This window comes from Anaeromyxobacter sp. SG17 (genome assembly GCF_022690695.1).
Taxonomy (GTDB): Bacteria; Myxococcota; Myxococcia; order Myxococcales; family Anaeromyxobacteraceae; genus Anaeromyxobacter; species Anaeromyxobacter soli.
In genome coordinates, this window is the sequence record NZ_JALCYX010000003.1 from 143,369 (window position 1) to 168,145 (window position 24,777).

Here is a 24,777-nt window from a genome sequence, read left to right on the forward strand (position 1 = left end):
CGCAGTAGGCGCCGAGTCCGCAATGGGCCTTTAAGCTGTGCTTGAAGATCGATCCCCGCTGACGCGCTACGCTCTACGGGGCGAGGAGGCGGGCTCCCCTCCCCCACCTCCGAGCCTCTCGATGAAGACGACACTTCTCCCGCAGCTCCAGACCTTCCTCGTGGCGGCCCGGCGGAAGAGCTTCAGCGCGGCGGCGCGCGAGCTCGGCGTCTCACCGGCGGCCGTGAGCCAGTCCGTGCGTCAGCTCGAGGAGCAGCTGCGCGTCGTGCTCTTCACCCGAACCACGCGTACCGTGGCGCTCACGGATGCGGGACGGCGGCTCTTGGAGGGCGCGGGACCGGGCCTCGGCCAGGCGCTCGCCTCGCTGCAAGAGGTGTCAGCGCAGCCTGGGGAGGCAGTGGGTCGGCTGAAGCTGACCGTGCCGGAGGTCGCGGTTCCGTACGTGGTCACGCCCGTGCTGGCCGCTTTCCGCGCCCGCCACCCGCGCGTCGAGGTCGAGGTCGTCGTCGAGAACCGCTTTGTGGACATCGTCGCGGAGGGTTATGACGCCGGCGTGCGCCTGCACGAGGCCATCGAGCGGGACATGGTGCAGGTGCGCCTCACCGACGCCTTCCGCTTCGTGGTGGTGGGGGCGCCCTCGTATCTCGAGCGTCAGGACGCACCGCGGCGCCCCGAGGACCTGCTGCGGCACGAGTGCTTCACGTTCCGCGTCCCGTCGAGCGGCGCGCTGTACGCGTGGGAGCTGGAGCGTGGCCGGAGGAACTGGCGGGTGCCGGTGCGAGGCAGCGTCGTGACGAACGACCGCCGGTTGACGCTGGCGCTGGTGGAGCAGGGGCTGGGGCTCGCGTACGCCTTCGAGCCCGCCGTGAAGGAGGAGCTGCGCACGGGGCGGCTCGTGCCCGTGCTTGAGGAGTACGCGCCGACCGTGCCCGGGTTCTTCCTCTACTTCCCGAGCCGGGCGCAGCGCTCGGGCCCCTTGCGCCTCTTCATCGAGGTCGCCAAGGAGTGTGCGACGAAGGCGCCTTGAAGCGGCGGGGCACCCGGCGCGGCGCCGGTGCTGTGTTCGCTTCAAGCGTCTCGTTGCGTATCTCGAACGGAGGACACCATGGGCAAGCTGATCTACATCGCGAACATCTCGCTCGATGGCTACGTCGCCGACCGCGCCGGAAACATCGGCTTCACCGTCCCGACACCCGAGGTGTTCTCGACGATTCTCGAGCTCGTGCGAGGCGCCGGCACGTACGTGTACGGCCGCAAGATGTACGAAGTCATGGCGGCGTGGGAGACGGCGCACCTGACGCCCGATGCACCGTCGTTCGTGCCCGGCCTGGGCGATCTCGAGCGCGACTTCGCGAACGTGTGGCGCGGGGCCGACAAGCTCGTGATCTCGACGACGCTAGCCACCGCGACGACGCAACGAACGCGCATCCTGCCCTCCTTCGACGCCGACGCGATCCGCCACCTGAAGCGCGACCAGACGCTCACGGTGGGCGGACCGCACCTCGCCGCCGCGATGCTGAACGCCGATCTCGTCGACGAGCTTCACGCCTTCGTCAGTCCGATCATTCTCGGAGGCGGGAATCCCTGGCTCCCGCCAGACCTCCGACGAACCCTCACGCTCGTGGGCGAGCGCCGGATGGGCGGCGTCGTGCACCTCCACTACGCGCAGTAGCGGATCCCGGACTCCGGTGCAGGCGTTGAGTCATAGGCACCCGCCGCGACGCGGCCCGAGGACAAAGATCCCCTGCCGCCTTGCGGCGACCGGGGCCACGGCGCGGCGCTCCTGCGCTAGGCTGGGGGAGGAGGACGCCACATGCCCGAACCCACGAGCGCACCGATAGCCGTCGACGCGACCGCCGTCCCGCCACGCCGCGGGGCCGCGTTCGTTCCCGAGCCGTTCCGGACCATGCTCGCCGGCCGTGTGAAGCACCCGCTCGGCGATCACTTCGGCCTGAAGGCCTTCGGCGTGAACCTCGCCCGGTTGGCCCCGGGCGACCGCTCCGCCCTCCACCACCGGCACTCCGTGCAGGACGAGTTCGTCTACGTGCTCGACGGGCACCCGACCCTCGTCACCGACGCGGGCGAGGTGACGCTCTCCCCGGGCATGTGCGCGGGCTTCCCAGCAGGCGGAACGGCCCACCACGTCGAGAACCGCACCGGCCGCGAGGTCGTGTTCCTCGAGGTCGGGGACCGCGGCACGGGCGACCAGGTGGTCTGGCCGAACGACGACCTCGCGCTCGTCACCGGACCCGACGGGAAGCGGCGGTTCACGCACAAGGACGGGACGCCGTACTGACTCACGAAACGCGAAGCTCCGGTCGCCGCCAAGGTGACCGGAGCTCCGGATGGTTGCGGGGGCCTGCAAGCCTGGGTGCAGCAAAGTCCCCGCCCAGTGTTTACGGGGCTTCTGGCGAGGTACCGTGCGGCGCTCGCCCCCTCGTAGCCTCAGGTCGGGTCGATCGGATACAGCGGCTGGAAGCCGCTCGTGCCCCGGGTGAACGAGCGCGCGCGGAGACAAGGTTCCGTGCCCGTGACTCGACCGCGGCGCCGGAAAGGGCACGCTCCGTACCCTGCCGTCGGCGCGCACTACGACCAACTCGCCTGAAGGGCCGCGCGCGCCATGTACTGCAGCAGTAGCGAATCGCGCGCTTGTTCACCTAGGTCGAGCAGGTGGTCGTACTCCAGCGCGACCCTGTCTGCGTGTGCAGCAGGCCCACGTCGCTGCCAATACAGTGCGTCGAGCGCAGACCTCGCTGAGGTGTGGATACTGATGAGACGCTTCTGCTGCCGCAGGGCCTCTCGTCGAAGTCCCGCAGTCGCATTCACCCACCGCCCCTCATCAAGAGCGAAGCGGTCCACGCCCCAGAGCGGCGCGACCTTCGCTCTTGCGAGGTTCTCGAACAGCGCGTATCGCTCGTCTTTCGCTGTCACGGCCTCCATCGCGCGCCAGAAGTTCAGGATGCGGCCAGGGAAAGCGACCGACATCAGACCCGACCAGTACGCGGTCAACCCTCGCCACGTCTTCTCCTGCGTAGGCATGGGCAGGAAGGCCTCCGGTGGCGTATCGAGAATCAGGTCGTACGGAGACCGGACGAACATGTCTCCGATCGTCTCAGCGACGCCCGCTAGGGCCTGCAGATATCCCGTTAGCTCACCGCGAAGAACACGCCGCATCGTCCGTTTGAAGTACTTTGCGTTCGTCGCGCCGAGCCATCCAGGCGCGCCCTCCGGATGCGTCGGGAGTACCGGCGAATCGACGACGAACGCCAGCAGAGCACAGAGCCGCAGCGCAAGTTCGAGGGTCAGTGGTTCACTCGCCCTCGAGCCAGCTAGCCAAGTACCCCGGTGCAGAGCGACGACAAGGTAGCGATCACCGATAGAGAGCAGTGTGTCTTGCTGTACACAGTCTGTGATGCGCAAGAACCTCCACCCGGGCTGCCGGACGTACGGGGCCTTCTTCGGCCGAAGGTTCGCGGGAACGGGGCGGCTTACAATCTTGTAGGCCATCATCACGGTTCGCCGGCGGCGCCGGCTGTCGCGTCACGTCGCGGCGCGAACGAACGGAGAGCTTGATACGACCGTCAACGACTGGCACCCGCGGGTCAGTGCCACGTAGAGATTCCTGCGGTCAAACGTCCTGCCCCTCGGGTCGATAACCACGATTGCGTGGTCGAACTCCAGCCCCTTGATTCGGAGCGTCGTTCCGATTCCAAGCCGAGGGACCTGCGCACCACCACCACGAGCGCGATTGCGAACTCGCCGGGCTGCTTCCCGATAGCTCACCTCCGCATCAGCCCGCTTCTGCTGCAGAGTCCTACGAAACGCTCTCAACGCATCTCGCCGAAAGACCGTACGGTCTGCGCAGAGCGCGTCGACTGCTGCCAGCGCGGAATCCGGAGTACAGCTGCTCTCGAGTTCACGGAGCGCGGCCAGGCTGGGCTGCAGGTCAAGCGGGAGCGGCTTCCGAGTCTTCCCGGCGATCGCACGGACGATTCGGCTTCGCACCTCAGTCGTCAGCCCTGTCACGCACCCAGCAACGTAGTCCAACACGGCTGCTGCAGCGACGGTGCCCTTCGCGGCATCGAGAATCTTTGCGACCTCGACCAAGTCTTCAAGCTCAACGGTCTCGATCACGGAGAACGTCCCGGTGAGACGTCGGGCAGTGTTAGCGCATTGCTGCGGGTAGCAGCGAACGATGACCGTTGTCCCCTGCCGATTCGCCGCGCTGTAGTAGAGCCGAACCTGCTCCTTCTCGTTATCGACCGGCACCCACCGCACCGGTGTTCCCGGTCCGATCTTCAGGACCTCATCTGCTTCTATCGCCGTTCTCGCGGCCCCCACCCACTCGCCCAGCGAGGGGTTCCGGCTCTTCCAGCGGTACGCCACCCTAGGCGTGCCGACCAGGGCGAACTCGCGGAAGACGTGCTGGTCCCAGTCGATCGATGGTTCGTCTCGGAAGTCGAAGATTCCTTGTAGTGGGTCTCCCAGAACGCGGCAGGGAAGGACATCGGCGAGAGCCAGCACCATCTCGTGCTGTCGTACGGTGCAGTCTTGATACTCGTCGACGTACGCGCCCGCGTAGCTCGCACGCACAACCGCACGAAGCGCAGGAGCCCGTAGGGCACGTGCCGCCGCGTCGTACACTTCGTTCCATCCAGCGCCCACCGGGTCGGTGTCGAGGAGGCGAGATGTTCGCGGATACGCGCTCGCCAAGGCCAGCCCCCAGCCCGCAATCGTATCCAGTCGGTACGCGTTGGCGGGCACCCCGAGCAGATTCATGCGGCGTCGGATTGCGTGAACGCCAGCGTGGGTGTGAGTCAGAACGAGTTGCGGCTTCCCGGATTCCTGCCGAACGGCAAGCGCGATCAGTTGCGTCTTGCCGCAGCCAGCCGGCGCGACCACATGACCGCGAGGCGACCCCGAGAGCCCCGCGGCGAGGTCACGCATCCCTGTGGACCTCTGACTTCACCGCGCCGATCGTTTGCGCCAGCCCACTCTGCGGGATGGAGGCCAGGTTCGCGACGATCACATCCCCAAACCGCTCGCCCAGGTCCACTCGCTTGAACCAACCCGGCTTTGACTCCTTGGCGGCCTTTCCCAGCGCAACGCGCAGACTCTGCTCCGCTGCTGCTTGCGGCCACCTTGCGGGATTCAGGTCCAGTGCATTGTCAGGGATCTTGAGCCGCGACGCGATCGCCGACCGCACCTGTTCTGCAGTTCGCTCTTCAAGAACGATCTGCAGCGCCTGAACGACGGCTGCCCACGGAAGGTCGGCAAACGCACGCTCCTCGATGGCAACGCCGCCTTCCCACTGCAGGACTCTTACGCCAGCAGCGCAGAGGGCCTTGTCGTCGGGGGTACAGGGTTGGTCAGAGTCACGCACGAGAAGGGTCGGGAACCCCGCCAGCGCCAAGGTCTCGGCGCGCCGCGCGGCGTTCGAGCCTCCGCCATCCACAAGAGCAACTCCCCGGTACGCGAAGGATGAGCCTGTCGTCTCGTCCCAGGCACGATCGAGTGCGCGTAATACGCCGATCTCGGTCTTTCCTTCGCAGACGATCACTCGGGCACTGAGAAATGCCTCGGGGACGGCCCGCAAGACGTCACGTAGGTCAGGCGCGAGTGTGTGGATCGCGACCGTTCCATCCGCCGAGCGCCGGACGATCGCCAGCTCGTTCGTCTCGAGCTCCTGAATCGCGACGGGCGAGTGGCTCGTCATTATGAGATGCGTCGATCCACGATGCCCCCCAGCGTGATCGGCTGGCTTCGCGTCGACTTGCGCGACCGGCTTCGATGCGGAGCGTCGCAGAAACCGCAGCAGTTGGCGAAGTCGATGCGGCTCAAGCGCGGCTTCAACTTCGTCAACCAAGGTCACACCGTCCGGGCGTGCGCCGTCGGCCTGCATCGCCATCGCGAGAAGCCTTCGCGTCCCCTGCCCCAGGCGTCGCACCGGAATCGCACCGTCGTGGAGCGAGATTCCGCCAGCGCTCAAACTGACCGAGAGTGGGTCGAGATCAGGCCGATATCCAGAGGCAGGCTTCACCCCGATCCCGCGGGCCATAGTCTCGGCGTCCGCCGCGGCCTTTCGCAGCGCGCTGCACTCGACACCACGGAACGCCTCCCGGGCTGCGCGAGATGCTGCGGAGATGATCGCTGGGACCTCATCGAGGTCGCCGGTGAGCCGAGACAGCGCAGCGCCTCGACCCCAGCTCAGGTGACGGTCAGAGAAGCGACCGATCGCAATCACACCAAACCGTTCACGGTCCTTAGCGGACAGTCGGTGCTGCTGCTCTTTGGCGTCCACAACGAACCACTGGGGCTCGAGGCCGCTGTCCACGAGGAGCCGAACCACGAGAACGCCCTCGTCGTCTTCGGGTTCGGGGACGAGTTCGCCCTTGCTCCAGCCGCGTAGCCGATAGCCGAACCGATCTACGTTCAGCAGCTCACTCGGGAGTTGGGCCGAGCACGCCAGTGATCGAGATGGGCTGCGAGGTGTCTGCGCCGAGGAAGTCGGAGTCGTCAAACGCAGCGTTCCAGCGAGGAGCGAGCAGCAGGTCGATCGCGTCCAGGATTGTCGTCTTCCCAGAGTCACCGGGCCCAACAAGACACGCCACCCCCCCGCCCGGCGACCAGCGTAGGTGTCGGATTCCGCGGAAACGCTCGATCTCTACTCGGTAGAGGCGCACGGACCAGGAGTCTACAGGCGGTACTGACGCGGGCCGTACCGGCAGGTGGCGCCCGCACGACCTGCGGCCGTTTGCCACGCAAGGCGGGGAGCGGCCCGGTTACCGTCGCCGTGTCCGAGTCGGTTACATTTTCCGTTGACTATTCTCGCCGACCGTCTAGGCTTGGAGGGCATGAACGAGCCCAGCCAGTTCCACCCCGCGTTTACGGCCGAACGCCTGAAGGCGCTGGCCAGCGTCATCGTCCGCGTGCGCCGCGCCGCGCTCGATCTCCACGACGCCGAGTCCGGAGAGAGGAACCTCAGCCTTGGCACGCGCACCTTCGAGCGCGGATGCGAGGCGTTCCGCCGACTGGCGGGCGAGGTGGAATGGCTGAAGTACTACGAGAGCGGCAACTACTTCCTCCTGCTCGTCGAGGGTGTCCCGGTCAAGTTTCACCGTACCGACCCCGACGACCCGAACCCGCGGACCACGCGGGAGCTCCAGCCTGAGATGGTGCTGAAGCAGAAGGCGTTCGTCTTCATGGAAACGTTGGAGCCGCAGCGCGCCCCGGGCGACATGCTCGGGTCCGCCCTGCGGCTCTACTTTCAGGACGACCCGCTGACGAAGGAGGTCTTCCGCGTCGCCTTCGCCCGCGTCGGCCCCGACGGGAAGACGCTGCAGTCTTGGGACATCGACCTCACCGACGTCGTGACGCCGCTCGCGCCCCTCGGTGGTGACCTCCCCGAGGCACCGGACCTCGACCAGCCGAACGTCGGGCCGAAGCCCCCGGCGGCCCGCAAGACCGAGACGGAAGACGAATGATGCCGAGTAGCACCCAAGCATTTTCGGGCGACCGCCTGCGACTGGCTCGCGTGTTCGGCGGGTTGAGCCAGTCTGAGCTAGGAGCCCGCGTCGAGGTCACACACGCGTCAATCTCGCAGGCCGAGAACGGTGTGCGGCAGCCGAGCGACACCATCGTCGAGAAGATGGCGCAGGTGCTCGGGTTCGACGTGTCATTCTTCTACGCCCCCGCTCCCACCGAGTTCCGCGACGACGAGTGCTACTTCCGCAGGCGCAAGACGACGCCGATGGGGGTGCGCAACAAGGTTCTGGCGTCCGGCACCTTGTTCAACGAGTTGGTCGGGCTACTCGACGCGTCGGTGCGGTTGCCGCCCTACGACGTGCCCTCGATTCGGGTGAAGACCGTCGAGGACATCGAGACGGCGGCCGAGCGAGTGCGCGAGCACTGGAAGCTACGGCTCGACACGCCTATCAAGAACGTGACCCGCGTGCTGGAGCGCGCCGGCATTGTCATCGCCCGATTCGCCGCGAGCGCTGGCAAGATTGACGCCTTCTCCCGGGCGGGCGACCGCGGCGTCATCGTGCTCAACACGGACAAGGGCAGCACGTCGCGCTCACGCCACGACAAGGGCCACGAGTGCGGGCACTTGGTGATGCATGGCGGGCTTGACCACGGGTCCTACGAGGAGGAGGCGCAGGCAGATCGATTCGCCAGCGCATTCTTGATGCCTCGCGCAGCGTTCAGCCGTGAGTTCCCGCGGCCGGGCGCCGGGCGCGTGCGGTTAGAGGCGCTGATTCCGATGAAGATGCGATGGCAGTCGAGTATCGCGGCCATCGTGCGGCGAGCATATGACCTTCGCCTGATCTCGCCGGCGCAGTACCAAGCTGCCTTTAAGCAGTATTACTCGCGGGGGATGCACCGCGGTGAGACAGCGGAGCCGCCCGACGAGGTGCCCGAAATCGTATCGCTGGCGTTCAAGGTCCTCGAGGACCAAGGCGTCACACGCGAGGACGTCGTGCGTCGGCTCGGGTGGACAGATGAGGTGCTGGCGAAGATCGCCCCGGATTTGGCGCCACCGACCATCACCGGGCCGACCAATGTCATTCCGTTCGCCCAGGTCAAGACCCGGCGCCCGGTGCGCCCGCCGGAGTAGCGCGGGACGATACGAGTTCGCGCCGCATGCGACGAGGGGGCGTGCGCCCTCCCGAGCGGTGCGAGCGAACCTGAACAGCGGCTCAGAACGAGCGAAGTACGGTGCCGATCGTCACGATGAGTGACGGCAGACCGGACGACTCAGACTTCAACGACGCGACCGGGTGGCCGTATGCCCGACCCGTGCGACTCGGCGGACGGTCGCTGGTCCGCATGCGTCGTGTCCTGCGCTTCGTCCTCGGGGGGCACGGGGGCGCTGCCGGCGGCGGCATCCAGCTTCTTCGTGTACAGCGCCCAGATGCCGTCGTTCACCCTTCCCTGCCGGCGCAGTCGCATCATCGCGATGTGAGGATGAATGAGCCCGATCGCGGCGATGTCGTGGACTGCGTCCGAGAACACCTTGATGAAGCCAAGTCGCTCCAGGTGACGGACGCGCTCGCGCCATGAGCGCGTCCGATTTTTCGCGAAGCCCGAAAGCCACGCTGCCTCGGCTTCATCGGGAATCTCGATCAACCCCTCGTCGAACGTTCGCGTCCAGAGGTCAACGTAGACGCGCGAAAGATCCACCGCCCCTCGCACGTCGCGGTCCTGCAGCGCGCACAGGACAACGGACAGCGTCCGAGGGACAGCGCTCCACCCCTTCTCCTTCATGGGGCCGCGCCACATCTCGCGGCCACCATCGGGCCAGAGTTCCTTCCGAAGCCCTTCGCGGCGTCGGGCGCTCCTAACTTTCGCCACGCGAACCTCCGAGCGATCGAGTCGCAGGCATTCTGACGTTAGCTAGCACTCCCGTCAACATGCTTGGCGCTTATCTGCTTCTGTGTGGACACACGTACATCGCAAGATCAACCTGTTAGCTCGCTTAACCGTTTCCCACGTATCCGGTTTCCAGATTTCCTGTTTCCGAGGGTCCGAGGTTCCGCCGCCGGGAATGCGGGCGGAGGTATGGGGGCGATGCGGCCATCCCCATGCGTGACATCACGTAAGTAGCCGGTTTTACGGAGTCCGCCAGGCTGCACAGCGGACGGGCTTGCGCCCAGCGATGCCATCGGCTAGCGTCCTACCTGCCCGGCCGCCCCGCGAAGTACAGGTCGGACGGGTGAGAGGCAGAAAGCCGAAGAGGCCCACCGGCGCGCCAACGCCGATGAGCCCCTTCTTCAAGACAACCAAGAGGCCCCTTGGGGGGGCACCGGGTCCTGAACCAACCCGCATTGTGCCTCTCGAACCGCCTCGTTGCAAGCCGGCCGCGCAGGGGGCGGCTGCTTGCGAGGAGGCATCCCATGCAGCCCCCGTAACGTGAGCGCCTGAGCACGCCGAGTTCTGCTCCGTCCCGGGCACCGCCGCCGCGCGGTCCCGGGACGTTTCATTTTCGGGCGGAGACTCGCCTTAGGCTCGAGGACCTCCGGCAGATAGGCGATGTGGCTCGCCGCCACTCTGCTCCACGACGGGAGCGCAGACTGCTAACCCGTGATGTTCGCCTTCGCCTCGCCAGATTCTGGTGTGACCGCTACGATCTCGAGTTCGTGGATGAACACGGTCCCATCATCGACGGTCAGCGTTCCTCTGTTGCCGATGAACAGCTTCAGCCTCTGGGCATTCTCGTACGTCAGTCGAATGTGGCACGTCGTCCCAAGATCGCGATGGTCGAGGACGTCGAAGAATCCTCCTTCGCCCTCGATCTCGAGGAGAAGCGTGCGATCGGCTGAACCGACTCGTCCCTCAGGCTGCGCAGTCGACATCCCGGTTTCCTCCTGTTGAGAGCAGAATTTTCACGAACCGCGGACGTACCATCCTGCGGTCGGCAGACGAAGGAACCCTGTTCCGTTTGCCGCCGCCCGGCCGGGCGTTGATCTCCAGCCGATGACGACCGCCGTGTTGCTGCGCGGGTTCGCTGCGTACACCGACTCCGCGGCCGGACCTTCGACAAGGACGGGAAGCTCATCCCCTGCAATTGCGGCCTCGACGAGCTGCTGGCCCTCGCTCGGCGCGACACGGACCAACAGTAACATGGGTCTGGAGTCGAACCGCCATCCGGACGAGGGTCATCGGGCATGCCGGGCCCGTTCCTGGGCCGTACCAGGGGTCTCGTCGCCCAGCAGGATCGAGGAAGGGGGGCGGCCGAGGCGTTCGCGGGCTGTCATGCGCGAGAGCCCTACGCAGCGAGGGCCATGGCCCGCACGATGGCGAGCGCGTGGCCCTCGTGATCTGCGACGCTCACCAGTTCTTGGAGGCGAGGCGGACCGTGTCCGCATTGACGTCGAGCGCCGCGCCGACCTCGACCCACGTCGCCCCCTTCGCCCGCATCCCCTTCGCCTTCTCCACGTCGCAGGGCAGCATCACCGACGGGCGGCCCAGCTTCTTGTTCTCGCGGCGCGCGCGGGCGATGCCTGCCTTCGTGCGCTCGATGAGGACTCGGCGTTCCTGCTCGGCGACCCACCCGAACACGCTCACGAGTAGGCCGCGCGTCGGCCCCGAGGTGTCGGTCCAAGGCTCGCGCACAGAGATGACGGCACATCCGACGCGGTCCAGCTCGGCGACGCGAGCGACGATCGCGACGTGGTCCCTGTCGATGCGGTCGAGCGCGACGACGACCAAGGCACGCACCTCGCCACGGCGCGCGCGGTCCATGACGGCGTCGAGGGCGGGCCGCCGCTTGACCGCGGAGCCCGTCTCCTCAACGACCTCAACGCGGTAGCCCCGAGCCCCGGCGAGGCGCACGACCTCCTCCCGCTGGTTGGCCGTGGTCTGCTCGGCGGTGGACACCCGCAGGTACGCGACGGCGAGGGGCTTGGCGGTGGCGGTCACGACCGAGGAATATGACTCATTCCTCCGCTCCATGTCGGACGCGGCGCTACGGATGTGGCGCGGAGAGGTCGCACGCTGCGACTCGCCCGATTGCCACCCTGACGCCTGCTTCACTCTTAGACGGGGCGACTTCAGCGCGATGGACGTTTGCCGCGCACACCTGGAGGAAATGGTTGAGCTGGTCGAGCGGGTTTGCAGGCAGGTCGGCCTCGAAACGTGCGTCGCCGTGAGCGAGGTGCTGCCGTGAAGCCGAAGACAATGCGGATGGACACGCGCCCGGAGTGGGCGAAGGCTGTTGAGCGGGAAGCCCGAGAGCGTGCGTCGTCGCCGGAGAGGACAGCCGACGATGGTGCGAATCAAGGAGTGGAAGAGAAACGGGAAGCAGGGATTCGAAGTGGACATCCGCATCACCATGCCCGACGGAACTCGCGTGCGAGAGCGCGTGAAGTCCCCCGTCACGTCGAAGAGCGGCACCCTTCGATGGGCGCAGCAGCGCGAGGCAGAAGTCCTCGCGCGAGGCGGGAGGAGGAGCACAGAAGAGACACCGCGCGCGGCCGTCCCGACGTTCGAGGAGTTCCGCGCGCGGTACATCGAGGAGCACTGTGAGGCGAGCCGCCTCAAGCCGTCGACCATCGCTCAGAAGAAGGCGGTCCTCGACTTGTACGTGAAGCCGAGGTTCGGGGACCGCAGGCTCGACGACGTTCGCGATTCGGACGTGGCGAAGCTCAAGGCCGACCTGAAGCACCTGAGCCCGAAGACGGTCAACAACGTCCTCGTCACGCTCAGCACGATGCTCAAGGCCGCGAAGGAATGGGGCGTCATCTCCGCCCTTCCCTGCTCGATCAAGCTGCTGAAGACGACCGTTCCGACGGTCGACTTCTACGAGTCCTGCGACTACGAGCAGCTCGTCGAGACGGCACGCAAGGTCGACCCCCGTATCGAGCTGCTCGTGCTCCTGGCCGGCGATGCCGGCCTTCGCCGCGGAGAGATCATCGGCCTGGAGCAGAACGACTGCGACACGAAGAGGGGCACCCAGCACGTGCGCCGGTCGGAGTGGAAGGGCCAGGTGACGCTCCCGAAGGGCGGCCGCGAGCGCCAGGTCAACATGACCGAGCGGCTCAGGGACGCGCTAGTCGCGAACCGCCACCTTCGCGGCGACCGAGTCCTCTGGCGCGACGACGGCCACGAGAAGGTGACCGGCGTCCTCCTGGCGAAGTGGATGCGGCGGGCTCAGAGGCACGCCGGGCTCAAGGTGACGGGAGGGCTGCATATCCTCCGCCACACCTTCTGCTCTCGGCTCGCGATGGCTGGCGCTCCGACGCTCGCCATCAAGGAACTGGCCGGCCACACCAGCGTGACGACGACGATGCGCTACATGCACCTGTCGCCGTCGGCCAAGTCTGCAGCCATTGAGCTGCTGAACCGGGAAGCGCGGGGAGCCGTAAGGGAGACGGCCCAGGGGTCCTAGAAGAACCCCTGAGCCGTCAGGTACTTAAAGAGTCGGGGAGACAGGATTTGAACCTGCGACCCCTTGGTCCCGAACCAAGTGCTCTACCAGGCTGAGCCACTCCCCGATGATGCGCTCCGTCGGACGGATTCCAGGCCCCGGGAAGACCTCGGACCGACGTAAGGCGGCGTAGATACTGGAGTGCCGAGAGGGTGTCAAGGGGGAAGCGCGGGCCGGCTCGGCCCGCCGCTCCCGCTAGAAAACCGTCACCTCCGCGGACTCCGTCTTGCCGTCGAGCCGGGCCTCGATGCGCACGGTTCCGGCGCGCTTCGCGGAGAGCTTTCCGGGCGCCGCAGGGTCGAATTCGACGATCGTCGGGTCGGCGCTCGACCACGTCGCGCGGCTCGACACGTCAAGCGACGCGCCGTCCGCGAAACGGGCGGTCGCGCGGAACCGGTAGCTCGAGCCGACGGGTACCGTGGGCGCGACGCCCGCGAGCTCCAGGCGATCGAGGGGGGAGCTCGACACCGTCATGGGCAAGGGCCACACCTGCAGCCCGGAGGCAGCGGTGACGATCGCGGTGCCCGGGGCGACCGCTTCGACGACCCCGGGCGCGACCACCTTCACCACCGCCGGGTTCGACGAGGCCCACGCCAGCGTCTTCTCGAGCTCGGCGAAGCCCACATTCTCGTAGGTGTTGAGGTACAGGCGCTCGTACGGGTGGAGCCCGAGGGGCCCGCTGTCCGGCGCGAACAGCCCGAACTCGCCGACGGTGTGCGTGACGTTCACGATCGCCGTCGCCGTCTGCCCGCCCCACGTGGCGGTGACGACCGCGCTCCCGAGCTTCTGGCCGGTGATGGTGCCGTAGGAGCCGGAGTACGTCGCCGTGGCGACGTCCGCGGGCGACACGGTGATCTGCGCGCCGGTCGCGGTGACGGTGCCGCCGCTCGAGAGCGTCGCGCGGAGCTGCATCGTCAGGCTTCCGCCCACGGGGAGCTCGTAGGTCGGAGGATCGAAGCGCAGGCTCACCGCCGCCGGCTCCGCTGCGGCGCCGACCACCGGGACGCTGTCCGTCCCGACGAAACCGCTCCAGCTCGCGTCGAGCGTCGCCATCCCCTCGGCGATCGCCTGCAGGTCGGGCGCCGTGCCCGGCGTCCACGTGAGCGACGCGACGGCGGGAGTCGAGCACGCCCAGGTCGAGAGCTTGGTCACGTCCACGTAGTCGCCGCTGTCGAGCTCCAGGAAGGCGCCCGGCGCCGTCTTGTCGCCCACCGTGAGCTGGTACGGGAGCGCCACGAAGAGGGCCTTCGGCGCCGCCGGCACGACGGTGCCCTGCGCCACGACCGTCACGTCGTCGAGGCGCGCGCGGAGCTCGACCGAGCCGAGCTTCCGCGCGACCACCGTCGACCCGCGCACCTCGAGGACCGACGGATCGCTCGACTCGAAGGTCGCGAACGACGTCGCCGAGGCGGTGCTGGTCGCGAGCGGCACGGCCAGGCGGAGCGCCGCCGAGCCACCGAGCGGGACCGTGACCGGCGCGAGCTCGAGGGGCGCCGTGGGCGTCACGACCGAGAGCTGCGTCGACGCCTGCATCGGCAGGCCCGACGGACTCGTCGTGGCGGCCCGCACGTAGACGCTGCCGGCGGCGAGCGCATGGACCCGGCCCGGGTTCGCGGGATCGTCGAACGCGGCGACCGCGGGCGACTCGCTCGTCCACGTCACCTCGCCCTGCACCGGGACTTCCACGTTCCAGCCGCCGACCGAGTACACGTACATGGCCCGGAGCTGTCCGGTGTGCCCCACCGGCAGCTTGTCCCCGTACGCGACCGCGGGGCGGATGACGAGCCCGCCGAACTGGGACGGCTCGCGCACGACCGTCGCGGTCGCGGAGCCGAAGACGTCGCCGATCGCGGCGGTGATCTCGCCCGTGCCGGGGCTCGACGACCAGAAGCTGCCGCCGTTCACCGAGCCGATGACGCGGTCGCAGCGCCAGGTGACGAGGGTCGTCGCGTCGGTGGTGCGGCCGTCGGCGAGGCGGGCCGTCGCGCTCAGCTGGCGGGTGACGCCCGACGGCACGAGGAGCGACGCCGGGGAGATGGTGATCGAGGCGAGCGGCCCGAGCACCGTCACCGTCTTCGTCGCCGTCATCCCGCCGAAGGACGCGGACAGCGTCGTGCTCCCGGAGCCGACCACCGTGGCGGTGCCCTTCGTGCCGGGCGCGTTCGAGATGGCGATCACCGCCGGGTCGCTCGAGGACCACTCGGCGTAGCTCGACACGTCCTCCGTCTCGACGACGTACTTCCCCTGCACGCGGGTCTGCGCCTTCACCCTCCAGCTCACGCCCGCCGGCACCGACGCGGGAGCGTCGAGGGCGAACGACAGCGGCGCGGTCACCTGGACGCTCGCCGTGGCGGAGAGCCCCGCGTAGCGCGCCTCCAGGGTGGTCGTCCCGAGGCCCACGGCCCGGACGACGGTATCGCCCCACCATCCCTTCTCCACGATGCCGACGGCCGGATCGACGACCGAGAACGTCGCCGCGCTCGAGACGTCGTAGCTCGAGCCATTCGCGTAGCTCAGCGTCACGTTGGGCGGTGGCCAGGTGTAGTCGCCGAGGCCCATGGCGATGGCGGTCGTGTCGATCGCGAGCCCTGTCGGCGCGTCGCCGGTGACGGTCACGGCCGCGCGCCCGACTGCGCCTCCGTAGCTCGCGCTCACGACGGCGACCCCGCCCGCGACCATCGTTGCGACTCCGCCCGCGGCCACGGTCACGACGCTCGAGTCGGAGGACCAGGTCGCGAGCGCGGTCACGTCGGCGGTGGTGCCGTCCGCGTGGAGCGCGGTGGCGCGGAGCGGGTAGCCGATGCCGACCGGCAGCGGCGAGGGCACCGGCTGGACGAGGACGAAGATCACGGAGTCGGAGGCGACGGTGAGCTCCGCCGAGGCGGTCTTGCCGCCGAAGGAGGCCGTGATCGTCGCCGCGCCGGCCGCGAGCGCGTCGAGGCGCCCCGCGGTCTGGGCGACGCTCGACACCGCGGCCGTCGCCGGCGCGCTCGAGGACCAGTCCGCGAGGAGCGTCACGTCGCGCAGGCCACCGTTCGAGTAGACGGCGAACACGCGCACGTCGAGCGCGTCGCCCGCGGCGAGGGTGAACGTCGGGGGCACGCCGAGGAGGAGCGACGCGAGCGACGCCGCCTCCACGGTGACGTGCGCCTGCGCGGAGAACCCGGCGTAGGTGGCGCGCACGTCCGTGCCGCCGACCTTCACGCCCGAGACGACGCCGCGCGAGACCGTGGCGACGAGCGGATCGGCGCTCGTCCACACGGCGGCCGCGGTCACGTCGATCTCCGTCCCGCCGTCGGTGATGCCGAGGCAGCGGAGCGAGGCGGACTGGCCCGCGGAGATCACCGCGCTCACGGGATCCATCCGCACGGAGACGAACGTCGGCGTGTCCACGGTGACGAGCGCCGTCCCCTGGATGGTCCCGATCGCGGCGGTGATGGTCGCGGTCCCCGCGGTGATCCCCGTCACGACGCCCGCCGACACCTGCGCGGTGCCGCCGTTCAGCGAGGTCCAGCTCGCCTCGGCGGTCACGTCGCGCTTGCTGCCGTCGTCGTAGGCGCCGGTCGCGGTGAGCTTCACGGTCGCGCCCGCCACGGTCACCGCCGTCGCCGGCGTCACCGCGATGGAGACGAGGGTCGCCGCCGGCTTCGCGCCGCCGCCACCGCTGCCGCCGCTGCACGCCGCCGCGAGCACGGCCGCGAGGCCGAGCGCCGAGATCCGCCGCATGTTCCCCTCCCCGCGCCGGCAACGGCGCGCGTCCCGGCGTTCACGCTGGGATACGGCGCGCGAGGGTACACAGCGGGTCAACGAGCGGCAAGGCTGCGACCGCACCTACATCAGAACCGTCCTGCCACCCCCGCCGAGAACCCGCCACCCTCGAGCCGCGCCACCATCGGCGCCGCCATCGCACCCTCGGCGCGCGCGGCGGCCGCCTGGTCCGGATCTTCGTCCCAGCCGCGCGAGAGGTACGCCCCCGCGGCGAGCCCGACCGCCATCCCGGCGAGGCCCGCCGCGCCGATCGCGTGACCGTTCTCCGCGTTGGCGAACGCCGGCACCGACACGCCGGCGAGCGTGCCGAGGAGCCCGCCCGCGTCGATGAGGAGTGACCGGCCGCGGCTCATCTCGACGCGTCGCGCGACGAGCGCCATCGCGAGCAGGCCGGCGTCGGTGGTGGCGAGCAGCACGCCCTGGGCGGTCGTGGCGCTCGCGTCGTCCAGGATCGCGAGCGTGAGCCCGCCCGTCACGAGCCCCCAGATGCCGCCGCTGTTCGTGAGCGCCACGGCGCCCGAGGACGGGCTCCGGTCGCGCGTCAGGAGCACCGTGGTGCCGAGCGCGGCGAGGCCCGTGCCGAGCGTCGCGCCGACGACCCCCTTCCCGTCCGCGTCAGCGAGCGCGGCGATGAGGCCGCCGTTGAACGTCCCCCAGCTCGTGGCGGACTCGATCGCCTGGGCGCGGCCCTCGGGCATCGCGGCGTGGCGGGTGGGCAGGATCGCGAGCGTGAGCCCGCCCACGCCGCCGGCGATGGCGAGCGCGAGGTAGGCGCGGCCGTCGTCGGCCTCGGCGAGGAGGCCGGTCGCGACGCCGGTCCAGATGCCGTAGGTCGTGCCGAAGAACGCGAGCTCGGCGCGGCCGCTCCGGTCCAGACGGGCGGGACGCCGGCGCTCGAGGCGCGGCTCCTGGAGCTCGAAGTGCCCGCGAGCGGCGAGCGCGCGGCTCACCTCGGCGAGCGTGCGCGCGCGGTCGGCGAGTGGGCCGGCGCCGGGGGTGGCCGCCACCGCGTCGAACGCGCGCGCGGCCTCCTCGAGCTTGCCGTCGAGGAGCAGCGCCATGGCGGCGTCGTAGCGGGCCGAAGGGTCCGTCCCTTGGGCTTCGACAGGCTCGGTCCGAGCGGCCGGGGCCGGTTGCGCGACCGGCCGGGCGGGCTGGGCCGGCTGCGCGGCCACGGGCACGACCGGCTGTGCCGGCCGGGCGGCCACGAGCTGGACCCGCTGCCCGGACTGGACGGGCTGCGCGGCGGCGAGGAGGACGGCGGCGGCGAGCGTCAGCATTGCGGCGGCTCCGTCGCTCCCGGTGAAGGGTCCTGGGAGCAGCCGGAGCCTACCGCATGGGCGGCGCGGCGCGAGTTCGCGTGAACGCGTGACGCGGTGCCACCGCTACCGCACGCACACCGCCTCGACCTCCGCGACCTCCTTCGGCACCGCGGCGGTCAGGTTATCGTGGCCCTCGGGCGTCACGAGCACGTCGTCCTCGATGCGGATGCCGACGCCGCGCAGCTCTTCCGGCGCGCTCTCGTCGTCCGCGGAGACGTAGATGCCCGGCTCGATGGTGAGCACCATCCCCGGCACCAGCGCCCGCGGCTTGCCGTCCACGTAGTAGTCGCCGACGTCGTGCACGTCCATGCCGAGCCAGTGGCTGGTCCGGTGCATGTAGTACTTGCGGAACGCCTTGTCGGCGATCCGCTCGTCGGCGCTGCCCTGCAACAGGCCCAGCGAGATGAAGCCCTCGGTGAGCTTCCGCACCGCGAGGTCGTGGATCGCGTCGAGGTTCGTGCCCGGCTTCACCGCCTCGATGGCCTGCTTCTGCACGTCGAGGCAGAGCTCGTAGAGCTCGCGCTGCGCCTTCGTGAACTCGCCCGACACCGGGAACGTGCGCGTCACGTCCGCCGTGTAGAGCTCGTACTCGCCGCCCGCGTCCACCAGGCACACGTCGCCGTCCTTCAGGAGCTCGGGGCCGGCGCGGTAGTGGAGGATGGTCGAGTTCGCGCCGGCGGCCACGATCGTCCCGTAGCCGGGGCCCGACCCGCCGCGGCGGCGGAACGCGTACTCGATCTCCGCCTGCACCTGGTGCTCGCGCCGGCCGGGCTGCCCGTCGCGCATGGCCGCCATGTGCGCCTCGGCGGTGATCTCGGCGGCCTTGCGGAGCCGCCGGAGCTCGTCGGGCCCCTTCACGAGGCGCTGCTCGTGGAGGATGCGGCCGGGGTCCACGATGGCGCGCGGCGGGCGCTTGCCGAGGCGCGCGCCCTTCCGCAGCTCGTTGAGGACGCGCGCGAGCCGCGCGTCCCACGGCGCATCCTGGCCGACGCGGAACCAGAGCGTCTCCGCGCCCTCGACGAGCGCCGGCAGCCTCGCCTCCAGCTCCGCGACCGGGTACGCCTCGTCGGCGCCGTACTGCTCCTTCGCGCCCTCGACCCCGGCGCGGCGGCCGTTCCAGATCTCCTTCTCGCGGTCGCGCGGCCGCACGAACAGGACGAGCTTCGCCTCGCCCGCAGGCGACGCCACGAGGACCGCGCAGCCCTCCGGCTCGTCGAGGCCGACGAGGTAGTGGTAGTCGCTGTCCTGGCGGAAGAGGTACTCGGTGTCCGCGTTCCGGAGCTTCTCTTCGGCGGCCGGGAGGAGCATCACGCCGCCCCCCTGGCGTGCCATCTGCTCGGCGGCCGCCCGGCGGCGCTCGGCGAAGGTCGAGTTGGAGTCCATGCCCGCCCATATAGCGCACTCCCGCCGGGAGCGCGGGCGCGCCGCCGTCGCGGGGCGGGAGGGCCTCGCCGGGGGCGACGGACCTTGCCGGAACGTGGCCTCGAGCGCGCGGCGGCCGCGCTCGGACGGCGTCGGGCCCGCGCGCGCTCGGGGCGCAAAATCGAACGTGATTCCCGGACGATGAAGCGGGCTACTTCCCCGGCCAGCGCGTCCCCGACCACTCCTCGAACGCCGTCCGCTGCGCCTCGCTCGCACCCTCCACCGGCTCGAGCCAGACGGTGTCCTCGGGCCACGGGGCGAGCGGCACGGTCACCTCGACGAACTCGTCCCGCCGGAACACGGTGAGGCGGAGCGAGCCGCCCGGCCCCCTCTCGCCGAGCCGGTCCCACAGCGCGGCGCGGTCCAGCCGGAACCCGCCCTCGGCGACGAGCTCGTCCTCGGCGTAGAGGCCGGCCCGGTGCGCCGGGCTCCCCTCCTGCACCGACGCCACCGCGAGCTTCGGCCCCTGGGCGAGCTCGAAGCCGGCCCAGCCGGGCGCGGGACGCTCGTCGCCGTTCTTCGGAGGCGTGCCGCCCTTGTCGTCGAGCCCCTGGGCCGCGCGGCGCCGGAGCCGCAGGCCGACGAGCTCGAGGTCGAGGTCGAGCGGCTCCGTGCCGCGCACCTGGCGATCGAAGAAGCGCCGCGCCGCGTCCGCGCCGAGGAGCTCCGCCGCCGCCTGCTCGACGCCGTCCTCCGGCAGGCCGCGCCCCTCGTGACGCGCGTAGAGCGCGCGCAGGAGCGCGTCGAGCGACGACCCCGCCCGGCGCAGCGCGAGGTCGAGCGCGAGCGCGACGAGCTCGCCCTTCAGGTAGTAGGAGATGGCGCTGTTCCCGCTGTTCTCGTCCGGCCGGTAGTGCTTCACCCACGCGAGGAAGCTCGCCTCCTGGACGCTCATCTTTCTCGCCCCGGGCGTGCGCTCGAGCTGGGTGAGCGCGCGGCCGAGGTTCCGGAGATACCGCCCCGCGTCGAGGAGGCCGGCGCGCGCGAGCGCGAGCCCCTCGTAGTAGGACGTGGCGCCCTCGAACCACCACAGGAGCCGCGTGTACTGCTCGCGCCCGTAGTCGAACGGCACGAGCGCCGCGGGCCGCATGCGCTTCACGTTCCAGAGGTGGAAGAACTCGTGCGCGAAGAGGCCCAGCGTCTCCTCGTACGCGTCGCGCGGGAAGAACTGCATCCGGCCCACGTTGAGCGTCGTCGAGCTCGCGTGCTCGAGGCCGCCGCGCCGCTTCTCGGTGAGGTGGAGGATGAACAGGTAGCGCTCGTAGGGGAGCCCGCCCATGAGCCCCCCGAGCGTCTCGACGATTCGCCGGGTGTCCTCCGCGAGCTTCGCCTCCTCGACGTTCCCCCGCCCCCAGATGGCGATCTCGTGCGGCTTGCCGAGGGCGGTGAACGGCACGACGCGGTGGCGGCCGATCTCCACCGGGGAGTCGGCGAGCTCGTCGTAGTCACGCGCCGTGAACGTCGTCGGCCCGCCCGGGAGCGCCGTCGCGACCGACCAGCCCTCCGGCGGCGAGATCTCGAGGACGTGCGGCTCGCGCTCGCGCCCCGGCGCGTAGAGGAACACCGCCGCGCCGTTCAGGTAGCCGTGCGTCCCGTCCAGGTGGCAGGTCCGCACCGTGAGCTCGTTCGCGTAGACCCGGTAGCGCACCACCACCCGCTCCGCCCCGCCCGCGTCCACGCGAAAGCGTTGCTTGTCGAGTCGCTCGATCGTGAGACGGCGGCCCTGGCCGTCGTCGGCCTCCACGCCCTCGAGGTGGCGCGCGAACTCGCGCACCAGGTAGCTGCCGGGCGTCCAGACCGGGAGCGCGAGCTCGGGCGTGGCGCCGGGCCGCTCGAGGATCGCCTCGACGTGGAAGAGATGGGAGTGCGGTTCGGGGAGCGAGAGCCGGTAGCGCATGCGGTCACAATCTAGCCGGGGATCAACCGCGTGCCCCGGAGTTCTGTTAGCCTCTCGGCCCCAGGGGGTTCTCGCAGTGTCGATGCTGAAGCTCCACCTCCTCGGGCGGTTCGAGGTGGTCCGCGCGGACGCGCCCATCCCCGCCCAGGCGTGGCGACGGCGGCGGCCGGCCGACCTGCTGAAGCTCGTCGCGCTCGCGCCGGGCCGCGCCCTGAGTCGCGACGCGGCCATCGAGGCGCTCTGGCCCGACAAGGACCCCGCGAGCGGCGCGAACAACCTTCACCGCGCGCTCTACGACCTCCGCCAGATCCTCGGCGGCCGCTGGGTGGACATCGAGCGCGGCCAGCTCGCGCTCCGGCCGGACGTCTGGGTGGACGTGGACGCGTTCGAGGAGGCGGCCGCCGCGGGCGGTCCCGAGCGCTGGGCGCAGGCTGTCGCGCTCTACCGCGGGGATCTCTCGCCGGAGGATCTCGACTCTCCGTGGCTGCAGGGGCGGCGCGCGGAGCTCCGGAGCCGCTTCGTGGACGTGGCGCTGCCGCTCGCGCGCGACGCCGCCGGGCGGGGAGACGCCGGCGCCGCCGTCCCGCTCCTCCGCCGCGTGCTCGAGGTGGATCCCGCCGCCGAGGAGGCGCACCGGCTCGTCATGCGCCTCCTCGCCGAGACCGGCCGGCGGGCGGAGGCGCTCCGCCAGTACGACGCGTGCGACAGCGCGCTGCGCGCCGCGGGGCGGTCCGGCGCGTCGGACGAGACCCGCGCGCTGTGGACCGCGATCCAGCACGGCGAGGTCGGGCCGACCCAGGCGCGGCCGGCGCTCGACGGCGCGCGCCGCGCCGCCCGGCGGCTGCTCGGGACGACCGACCCGCCCCCGGTGCGCGGGCGCGGGCCGGTGGTGCTGCTCCTCGAGTCGCTGCTCGAGCAGGGCTCGGGGACGCTCATGCTCCTCGGGGAGCGCGGGGTCGGGAAGACGCGGCTCGCGGTGGAGGGCGCCCGGCTCGCCCAGGCCCGCGGGGCGGCGGTGCTGTGCGGCATCGCCACCGGCGGCGGCGCGCCGTACGGTCTCTTCGCCGACGCGTTCGCCGAGGAGGCCCGCGCGAACCCCGCCTTCGCGAACCCGCTCGCGGGGGCGGCGCCGGGGCCGGGGATCGCCGGCGAGGAGGTGCGGCTCCGCATCTTCGAGGCGGTGGAGCAGGCGCTCGGGGCGGTCGCGGAGGGGCGCCCCATCTACCTCCTCCTCGACGACGTGCACGCGGCGGACGAGTCGTCGCTGAACGTCCTCCACCTCCTCGCCCGCGACGCGCGCGCGCTGAGGCTCATGATCGTCGCCACCTGCAACGAGGCGGCGATCCACGCCGGGACGCCCATCCAGATGGCGCTCGCGCACCTCGACTGCGCGCGCCTGGCTCGCGGCGTCCGCATCCCGCGCCTCGGGCTCGCCGCCACGCGGGAGCAGGTGGCGGACCTGCTCGGCGAGCCGCCGCCCGAGGCGACCGTCGCGCAGCTCTATCGGATCACGGACGGCTCGCCGCTCCTCACCGAGGAGGTCGTGCGGGCGCAGCGCGAGTCGGGCGGGCCGTCGCTCCCCACCGATCCCTCCGCGGCCATCCGCACCCGCGTCGAGCGGCTCGGCGCGCGCGCGGAGGCGCTGCTCGCCGCCGCCGCCGTGGCGGGGGCGCGCTTCGACTTCGAGCTCGTGCGGCCCGTCTCCGGCCTCACGGCGCACGAGGCGCTCACCGCGCTCGACGGCTGCCTCGAGGCGCGCCTCCTCGACGAGGACGGCGCGGGGTACCGCTTCCACCACGCGCTCGTGCGCGACGCCGTCTACGACGGCCTCTCCCCCGCGCGCCGCGCGGCGCTGCACGGCGCGCTCGCCGACGGGCTGGAGGCGGCGCTCCCCGCGGGCGGCGAGCTCCCCTCCGAGGCGCTCGCCTGGCACCGCCGCCGCGCCGGCGATCCCGACCGCGCCGTCGTCCACCTCGTCGCCGCCGGCCACCGCGCCGCGGCGCGCGCCGGGCTCCGCGAGGCGCTCGCCTTCTACACCGAGGCGCTCGACCTGCTCGAGCGCTCCGGCGCGGACGGGCCGCAGGAGCTCGAGCTCCTCGACGCGGTCGGCCGCGTCCAGCTCGGCCTCGGCGAGCTCGCCGGAGCGGCGCGCTCCTTCTCCGGCGCGGCCCACCTCGAGGACGGAGGCGGCTTCCGCCCCAGCCCCGAGCAGCGGGCCCGCGCCCACCGCCTCGCGGCGATCTCGCTCGCCTCCGCGGGCCTGCTCCGCGCGGCGAACGCCGAGCTCGAGGACGGCCTCCACGCGGTGGACGCGCAGGGCGAGGAGGCGGCGGCGCTCCTGCACGTGCGCGCGCAGCTCTTCTGGCACGAGCGCCGCCCCGCCGACGCGCTCGCGGCCGCCCAGGGGTGCCTCGAGCGCGCCAGCGACACGGGCGACGCGGACCTCGCCGCCCGCGCCGCCGACCTCGTGGCCCTCGCCCGCGCGACGCTCGGCGACCCGCTGCGCCCGCCCGACGACGCGACCGGCGACAGCGCGCGCTCCTCCCGCCAGGACCTCGCCCCGGAGCACCCCGTCCCGCTCCACCTCGTCCTCTGGGATCGCGACCTGCTCTGCGACGCGACGGCCGGCGAGGTGGGCCACGCGGCCGCGCTCCTCGCGCAGCGCGCCCGCCAGCGCGGGGCCGCAGGCTCCGTCGCGGCGGGCCGTCACGGCGAGGGCGTCGCCGCGCTCGCCGGGGGGGACCTCGACCTCGCCGAGGCCGCCCTGCGCGACGCGCTCGAGCGCCACCGCGCGGGTGGCTCTGCCATCGGCGAGGCGCTCGCCCTCGAGCGGCTCGCCTGCCTCCTCACGCTGCGCGGCCGCCTGGACGAGGCGCTCGCCCTCGTGGACCTCGGCATCGTGGTCGCGGAGCGCGCGGGGCTCCGCCGCCACGCCCTCACGCGGCTCCACGCGACCGAAGCCCGCAACCGCCTCGCCGCGGGCGCGCTGTACGCGGCGGAGGACGCCGTGCGGGAGGCGAGCGAGACGGCGGCGCGCCACGGCGACTGCGCCGCGTGCGACGCGGTGTTCCGGCCCGAGGCGGTGCGCGTCGCGCTGGCGCGCGGGCGGCTCGGGGAGGCCGAGGCGGAGGCCGAGGCGCTCGAGGAGATCGCGCGGCAGCGCGGCGGCCGGGTGCTCGTCGCGACCGCCCGGCTCACCCGCGCCCGCGTCCTCGCGGCGCACGGGCGCACGGACGACGCCCTCGCGGCGCTCGCCAACGCGCGCGCGGGCTTCCTCGCCGCGGGGCACCGGCACGAGGCGGGCCGCACCGTCCGCCTCGAGGCGCGGCTGCGCGGGGCCGGCTGGGCCATGCCCGACGAGCTGCGCGCGCTCGACGCGCTCGTCCAGGTCGACACGGACGCCTGAGAGGACGGCCTCGGGCGGCCCGGAGCGCACGGGC

General features: G+C 71.0%; 19 protein-coding genes and 1 tRNA gene. 9 read left to right on the plus strand and 11 right to left on the minus strand.

Translation table 11 applies throughout. The features are described from left to right. Positions 1 to 121: 121 nt before the first annotated feature. The 3 genes from MNY60_RS02570 (at position 122) to MNY60_RS02580 (ending at position 2,296) form a co-directional block, all read left to right on the plus strand. Complete coding sequence (locus MNY60_RS02570; protein ID WP_242352342.1) at positions 122 to 1,027, plus strand: LysR family transcriptional regulator; 906 nt, start codon at positions 122 to 124, stop codon at positions 1,025 to 1,027. 78 nt (positions 1,028 to 1,105) lie between these two features. Further along, the gene (locus MNY60_RS02575; RefSeq protein ID WP_242352345.1) at positions 1,106 to 1,672 is read left to right on the plus strand and encodes a dihydrofolate reductase family protein; all 567 of its coding nucleotides are present in this window, start codon (positions 1,106 to 1,108) and stop codon (positions 1,670 to 1,672) included. Between the two features lie 141 nt (positions 1,673 to 1,813). Beyond that, a complete protein-coding gene (locus tag MNY60_RS02580; protein WP_242352347.1) occupies positions 1,814 to 2,296 on the plus strand; it encodes a cupin domain-containing protein in 483 nt (160 codons plus the stop codon). A 290-nt stretch (positions 2,297 to 2,586) separates the two neighbouring features. On the opposite strand, the gene MNY60_RS02585 is transcribed toward MNY60_RS02580, so the two are convergent. The 4 genes from MNY60_RS02585 to MNY60_RS24435 all read right to left on the minus strand — a co-directional run bounded on the left by MNY60_RS02585 (position 2,587) and on the right by MNY60_RS24435 (position 6,761). Then, positions 2,587 to 3,510, minus strand: coding sequence for a hypothetical protein (locus MNY60_RS02585; protein WP_242352348.1), 924 nt, complete (start codon positions 3,508 to 3,510; stop codon positions 2,587 to 2,589). Positions 3,511 to 3,540: 30 nt separating this feature from the next. Further along, positions 3,541 to 4,947: a UvrD-helicase domain-containing protein gene (locus MNY60_RS02590; RefSeq protein ID WP_242352350.1), complete on the minus strand. Its 1,407-nt coding sequence runs from the start codon at positions 4,945 to 4,947 to the stop codon at positions 3,541 to 3,543. Continuing rightward, positions 4,940 to 6,349: an AAA family ATPase gene (locus MNY60_RS02595; RefSeq protein ID WP_242352352.1), complete on the minus strand. Its 1,410-nt coding sequence runs from the start codon at positions 6,347 to 6,349 to the stop codon at positions 4,940 to 4,942. The genes MNY60_RS02590 and MNY60_RS02595 overlap by 8 nt, the downstream gene beginning before the upstream one ends. 91 nt (positions 6,350 to 6,440) lie before the next feature. Then, entirely contained in the window at positions 6,441 to 6,761 is a 321-nt protein-coding gene (locus MNY60_RS24435; protein ID WP_374109393.1) for an ATP-dependent endonuclease, read from the minus strand. A gap of 93 nt (positions 6,762 to 6,854) precedes the next feature. Here MNY60_RS24435 and MNY60_RS02600 point away from each other — a divergent pair, with 93 nt between their 5' ends. Both MNY60_RS02600 and MNY60_RS02605 read left to right on the plus strand, forming a co-directional pair. After that, the gene (locus MNY60_RS02600; RefSeq protein WP_242352354.1) at positions 6,855 to 7,484 is read left to right on the plus strand and encodes a hypothetical protein; all 630 of its coding nucleotides are present in this window, start codon (positions 6,855 to 6,857) and stop codon (positions 7,482 to 7,484) included. After that, a complete protein-coding gene (locus tag MNY60_RS02605; protein WP_242352356.1) occupies positions 7,481 to 8,617 on the plus strand; it encodes a helix-turn-helix domain-containing protein in 1,137 nt (378 codons plus the stop codon). Before MNY60_RS02600 ends, MNY60_RS02605 begins: the two co-directional genes overlap by 4 nt. A gap of 140 nt (positions 8,618 to 8,757) precedes the next feature. Here the strand turns inward: MNY60_RS02605 and MNY60_RS02610 are convergent, their stop codons facing one another. After that, on the minus strand, positions 8,758 to 9,267 hold the full coding sequence (locus MNY60_RS02610) for a hypothetical protein (RefSeq protein ID WP_242352358.1): 510 nt from the start codon (positions 9,265 to 9,267) through the stop codon (positions 8,758 to 8,760). An 872-nt stretch (positions 9,268 to 10,139) separates the two neighbouring features. Here MNY60_RS02610 and MNY60_RS02615 point away from each other — a divergent pair. Further along, complete coding sequence (locus tag MNY60_RS02615) at positions 10,140 to 10,322, plus strand: hypothetical protein (RefSeq protein WP_242352360.1); 183 nt, start codon at positions 10,140 to 10,142, stop codon at positions 10,320 to 10,322. A 508-nt stretch (positions 10,323 to 10,830) separates the two neighbouring features. On the opposite strand, the gene MNY60_RS02620 is transcribed toward MNY60_RS02615, so the two are convergent. Further along, entirely contained in the window at positions 10,831 to 11,421 is a 591-nt protein-coding gene (locus tag MNY60_RS02620) for a recombinase family protein (RefSeq protein ID WP_242359988.1), read from the minus strand. Positions 11,422 to 11,767: 346 nt separating this feature from the next. Here MNY60_RS02620 and MNY60_RS02625 point away from each other — a divergent pair, with 346 nt between their 5' ends. Then, positions 11,768 to 12,889, plus strand: a complete 1,122-nt coding sequence (locus MNY60_RS02625; protein ID WP_242352368.1) for a site-specific integrase — start codon at positions 11,768 to 11,770, stop codon at positions 12,887 to 12,889. A 32-nt stretch (positions 12,890 to 12,921) separates the two neighbouring features. Here MNY60_RS02625 and MNY60_RS02630 read toward each other — a convergent pair. From MNY60_RS02630 to MNY60_RS02640, 3 genes are all read right to left on the minus strand, one after another. Beyond that, positions 12,922 to 12,995 (minus strand) — tRNA-Pro (locus MNY60_RS02630). Between the two features lie 128 nt (positions 12,996 to 13,123). Next, positions 13,124 to 16,654, minus strand: a complete 3,531-nt coding sequence (locus MNY60_RS02635; RefSeq protein WP_242359989.1) for an Ig-like domain-containing protein — start codon at positions 16,652 to 16,654, stop codon at positions 13,124 to 13,126. A gap of 110 nt (positions 16,655 to 16,764) precedes the next feature. Continuing rightward, complete coding sequence (locus MNY60_RS02640; protein WP_242359990.1) at positions 16,765 to 17,757, minus strand: hypothetical protein; 993 nt, start codon at positions 17,755 to 17,757, stop codon at positions 16,765 to 16,767. Positions 17,758 to 17,790: 33 nt separating this feature from the next. On the opposite strand from MNY60_RS02640, the gene MNY60_RS02645 reads away from it, so the two are divergent. After that, positions 17,791 to 18,060, plus strand: a complete 270-nt coding sequence (locus MNY60_RS02645) for a hypothetical protein (protein WP_242359991.1) — start codon at positions 17,791 to 17,793, stop codon at positions 18,058 to 18,060. 21 nt (positions 18,061 to 18,081) lie between these two features. Here MNY60_RS02645 and MNY60_RS02650 read toward each other — a convergent pair whose 3' ends face one another. Together MNY60_RS02650 and MNY60_RS02655 are read right to left on the minus strand one after the other, a co-directional pair. Further along, positions 18,082 to 19,401: an aminopeptidase P N-terminal domain-containing protein gene (locus tag MNY60_RS02650; protein ID WP_242359992.1), complete on the minus strand. Its 1,320-nt coding sequence runs from the start codon at positions 19,399 to 19,401 to the stop codon at positions 18,082 to 18,084. A 190-nt stretch (positions 19,402 to 19,591) separates the two neighbouring features. Next, the gene (locus MNY60_RS02655) at positions 19,592 to 21,337 is read right to left on the minus strand and encodes a M61 family metallopeptidase (protein WP_242359993.1); all 1,746 of its coding nucleotides are present in this window, start codon (positions 21,335 to 21,337) and stop codon (positions 19,592 to 19,594) included. 82 nt (positions 21,338 to 21,419) lie between these two features. Between MNY60_RS02655 and MNY60_RS02660 the strand changes: the two genes are divergently transcribed. After that, positions 21,420 to 24,743 (plus strand): AAA family ATPase, encoded by a 3,324-nt coding sequence (locus tag MNY60_RS02660; RefSeq protein WP_242359994.1) that lies wholly within the window; start codon positions 21,420 to 21,422, stop codon positions 24,741 to 24,743. Positions 24,744 to 24,777: the final 34 nt, after the last annotated feature.

Bases quoted from the DNA above. Each gene is read 5' to 3' on its own strand.
- MNY60_RS02570 (WP_242352342.1), top strand. From the start codon at position 122: ATGAAGACGACACTTCTCCCGCAGCTCCAGACCTTCCTCGTGGCGGCC.
- MNY60_RS02575 (WP_242352345.1), top strand. From the start codon at position 1,106: ATGGGCAAGCTGATCTACATCGCGAACATCTCGCTCGATGGCTACGTC.
- MNY60_RS02580 (WP_242352347.1), top strand. From the start codon at position 1,814: ATGCCCGAACCCACGAGCGCACCGATAGCCGTCGACGCGACCGCCGTC.
- MNY60_RS02585 (WP_242352348.1), bottom strand. From the start codon at position 3,510: ATGATGGCCTACAAGATTGTAAGCCGCCCCGTTCCCGCGAACCTTCGG.
- MNY60_RS02590 (WP_242352350.1), bottom strand. From the start codon at position 4,947: ATGCGTGACCTCGCCGCGGGGCTCTCGGGGTCGCCTCGCGGTCATGTG.
- MNY60_RS02600 (WP_242352354.1), top strand. From the start codon at position 6,855: ATGAACGAGCCCAGCCAGTTCCACCCCGCGTTTACGGCCGAACGCCTG.
- MNY60_RS02605 (WP_242352356.1), top strand. From the start codon at position 7,481: ATGATGCCGAGTAGCACCCAAGCATTTTCGGGCGACCGCCTGCGACTG.
- MNY60_RS02610 (WP_242352358.1), bottom strand. From the start codon at position 9,267: ATGAAGGAGAAGGGGTGGAGCGCTGTCCCTCGGACGCTGTCCGTTGTC.
- MNY60_RS02625 (WP_242352368.1), top strand. From the start codon at position 11,768: ATGGTGCGAATCAAGGAGTGGAAGAGAAACGGGAAGCAGGGATTCGAA.
- MNY60_RS02635 (WP_242359989.1), bottom strand. From the start codon at position 16,654: ATGCGGCGGATCTCGGCGCTCGGCCTCGCGGCCGTGCTCGCGGCGGCG.
- MNY60_RS02640 (WP_242359990.1), bottom strand. From the start codon at position 17,757: ATGGCGCTGCTCCTCGACGGCAAGCTCGAGGAGGCCGCGCGCGCGTTC.
- MNY60_RS02650 (WP_242359992.1), bottom strand. From the start codon at position 19,401: ATGGACTCCAACTCGACCTTCGCCGAGCGCCGCCGGGCGGCCGCCGAG.
- MNY60_RS02655 (WP_242359993.1), bottom strand. From the start codon at position 21,337: ATGCGCTACCGGCTCTCGCTCCCCGAACCGCACTCCCATCTCTTCCAC.
- MNY60_RS02660 (WP_242359994.1), top strand. From the start codon at position 21,420: ATGCTGAAGCTCCACCTCCTCGGGCGGTTCGAGGTGGTCCGCGCGGAC.